Source organism: Myxococcus sp. AM009 (genome assembly GCF_013372605.1).
Lineage (GTDB): Bacteria > Myxococcota > Myxococcia > Myxococcales > Myxococcaceae > Myxococcus > Myxococcus vastator.
Genome location: NZ_JABXEP010000304.1, coordinates 1 through 3159, shown reverse-complemented (window position 1 = coordinate 3159; position 3159 = coordinate 1). Strand labels below are relative to the sequence as shown.

Annotated in this window: 1 protein-coding gene and 1 tRNA gene; one reads left to right on the top strand and one right to left on the bottom strand. The window is 69.8% G+C overall.

Going from position 1 to position 3159, the window contains the following annotated elements; genetic code table 11:
- Positions 1–403: 403 nt before the first annotated feature.
- Positions 404–2761, bottom strand: coding sequence for a tetratricopeptide repeat protein (locus tag HV824_RS35240; RefSeq protein WP_176420637.1), 2358 nt, complete (start codon positions 2759–2761; stop codon positions 404–406).
- A gap of 193 nt (positions 2762–2954) precedes the next feature.
- On the opposite strand from HV824_RS35240, the gene HV824_RS35235 reads away from it, so the two are divergent.
- Positions 2955–3030, top strand: a tRNA-Ala gene (locus HV824_RS35235).
- Positions 3031–3159 lie beyond the last annotated feature (129 nt).

Here is a 3159-nt window from a genome sequence, read left to right as displayed (position 1 = left end):
GAGCACCAGGGAGGAGAGGCGCGGCTTGGTGAGGGAGATCAGGTCGGACGCGACTGTCGGCAAGGACTCGGCACGCGCGTTCACACAGACTCCAAGAGGTAGGCACGACAGACACGCTGCCGGCGCGGTAACGGCCTTCCCCATACAGGCACCACCCGGGGGTGGGCAAGGACACGGCGCCCCTGGGAGGCTCCGGCGGACGGACGCCCGGCTGGCCCCCGTGAGTCATCAGGGCGACACCGGACCTGCGCCACCCACCCAGGTGCGGCGGGGAAGACAAGCGCCTCGGGCATAGCGTCAGGGTGGAGGGGGCGGCAACCACGACAACGGGGCCGACCGCGCGTTCAACTGCCCGCGCGCATCAGCCCCGCTTGTCCGGCGCCTGGAAGGCAGCCGCGCTGCTTCAGCCGCCCGCCAGCGAACGGGCCGCGGACGCGTGCTCGCCGCTCGGGTCGCGCTTCAGGTACTCCTGGGCCAGCATCTTCGCCTTGGCGCCCTGCTTCGAGTCCTTCGCCAGCAGTGTGGCGTAGTAGAAGTAGGCCGGTGAGTACGCCTCGTCCGCGTTGAGGGCGCGCTGGTACGTCTCGTCCGCCTTCGCCGCGTCACCCTTGCTCTGGAACACGCGCCCCAGCTCGGTGAGCGCCATGGCCGCGCGGTCCGACTGCCCCAGGAACTCCTGGCTCGCCTTCTCCAGCTGCTCCTGCGCCAGGTCCCACTTGGACCGCTCGCGGTAGATGGCGCCCATGGCCAGGCGGGCCTCCGGGTTCTTGGCCTTCGGGTCCTTCACCGCGCGCTGGTACTGGGCCAGGGCGTCATCCAGCTTGCCCTGACGGCGGTACGCGTTGCCCAGCATCACCACCAGCTTCGGGCTGTCGCCCATCGTCTTGAGGGCCGTCTGGAGCGACTCGGCGGCTTCCTTCTCGCCGCCCTGCTTGCCCATGAGCGCCTTGGCCAGCTCGACGTAGAACTGGGCGCGCGAGGCGTCCATGCGGATGGCCTTGCGAATCTCCTCGACGGCCGCGTCGTAGTTGCCCTCCGCCAGCAGGCGGCGGCCCTTGATGAGGTGCAGCTCCGGGTTCTGCTTGTCGAGCGAGAAGCCGGTCTCCTCGCTCTTGATCATCTCCGAGCGGGCCTTGTCCTTGTCCTGAGGGACGGCGGTGGCCTCGGCCAGCTTCTGCTGCATGTCCGGCTTCAGGTCCGCCATGGCCGCCGACACGCGGCTGATGAGCAGCGAGCGCGCCAGGTGCGCCGCGGCCAACTGCCGCGGAGACGGCGGCGGGTCGGACTCCAGCAGCTTCTTGAGCATGGTGTGGGCCAGCCCGAAGTTGGGCGAGTCCTGCTCCAGCATCAGCAGGGAGCGGCCCAGCAGCGACTCCGGGTGGTCCTTCTCGTACCGGAGGGCGGAGTCGTAGTTCCGCCAGGCGGCGGCGTCCTGGCCCAGGCGCCGGTACACCGCGCCCAGGCTCGCGTAGGTGCGCGGGTCATCCGGAGACAGGCCCTGCGCGCGGTCCAGGCTGTCGCGGCTCCGGTCCAGGTCGCCCGCGTTCATCTGGATGAGGCCCAGCGTGAGGTACAACAGCGAGCTGGAGCGGCCCTGCGCGTCCAGTCCCTTCACCTTCTCCTCCAGCTGCCCCAGCGCGTCCTTGCCCTTGCCGCTGTAGGTCTGGATGAGCGCCTCGGACGCGATGAGGTGCGAGCTGAGGTCGCCGCTCTCCTTGCCCGCGGCCAGGTGCTCCTCGGCCTGGCGGCGCGCATCGTCACCGCCGCCGTGCTCACCCCAGCGGATGGCCCAGGCGTAGGCGAGGTAGCCGTGCGCCACGGCGGAATCGGCGTCCACCTCCAGCGCCAGGTCCGCCGCCTCGACGGCCTTCTTGTAGCTGTCGAAGGAGTCGTGCTTGAGCAGCTCGCTGGCCGCATCCAGGCTCTTCTTCAGCTCGCGGGACTTCGCGCGGGCGTTGGCCGAGTACCAGCCATAGCCGATGGCGAACAGCGGGATGGCCACCAGCAGGCCCAGCGTCACCATCTTGCTGCCGCCACTGCCGCCTGACGAGGCGCGGCGGCGGGACACCGGCTCGTCGTCCTCGTCCTCATCCACCTCTTCCACGACGACCTGGGGCCGGCGCGGCGGGGGCGCGACGCGCGGCGCGGGAGCCTCCGCGCGCGCGGAGGGCGCGGGCTTCGCGGCCTGGGTGGCCACGGGCTTCGCCGCGGGCGACTGCGTGCCCGCCGCGGACGCGACGCTGGAGAGCGCGGCGGCGGACTGCTGGGTGGCGGACGGGCCCGGCGGCGCGGGCGCGACCGGTGCGGCGACCGGAGCCGGCGCGGCGGGCCGCGGCGGCTCAATCTTGTGCTGCTGGAGCAGCGTGACCGTGTCCGGGTCGCCCGGATCCACGGCGTAGGCCTTGAGGAGGTTCGCCTTGCCGGGCTCTGCTTCACCCGTCTTCAGTTGCAGGGCGCCGGCCATGCGCAGCGCGGCCTTGTCGTCGGGCTGCACCTGAAGGGCGCCGAGCGCCTCTTCCAGCGCCTTCTTGTCCTTGCCCTGGTCCGCATAGACGCGGGCGAGCAGGAGGCGGGGGTCCGCCGCATTCGGGTGGGCCTTCACCCCCTTCTTGCAGACGACCATCGCCTCCATGAAGCGGCCCATGCTCAGGTACGCTTCAGCGAGGGGCTTGTAGGCCGCCGACGAGGGGTCGGAGGCAAAAGCGTGTTCAAGCTTCGCCAGCTCGGCTGGGCTCAACGTCTTCGCAGGGGAGATAGACATTAACGGGGGGCAGCTTAACGGGCGGGAAGGATACGCCTGACAAGGGGGGTTTTTATGGCACCCGGTACGCAGCACGTCAATCGCCGGAATCCATGTTGGCAGCTTGCGCTTGACACCGTGAAGGGCCTCCGGTACTAGCCCATCCCACTTCGGCGGCCCCAAACCGCGGAGGCGCAGCAAGCAGTCCCGTCATGGGGGTGTAGCTCAGTTGGGAGAGCGTCGCGTTCGCAATGCGAAGGTCGTCGGTTCGATCCCGTCCACCTCCACCATGCAACAAACGAAGGGCCTCACGGGAAACCGTGAGGCCCTTTGCATTTGGGGCCTCCCGGCGAACTGCCGAATTGCAAAGCATCCGGGCTTTGTTATCCGGTGCCGATGACCGACCAGCCCGCCTCTCT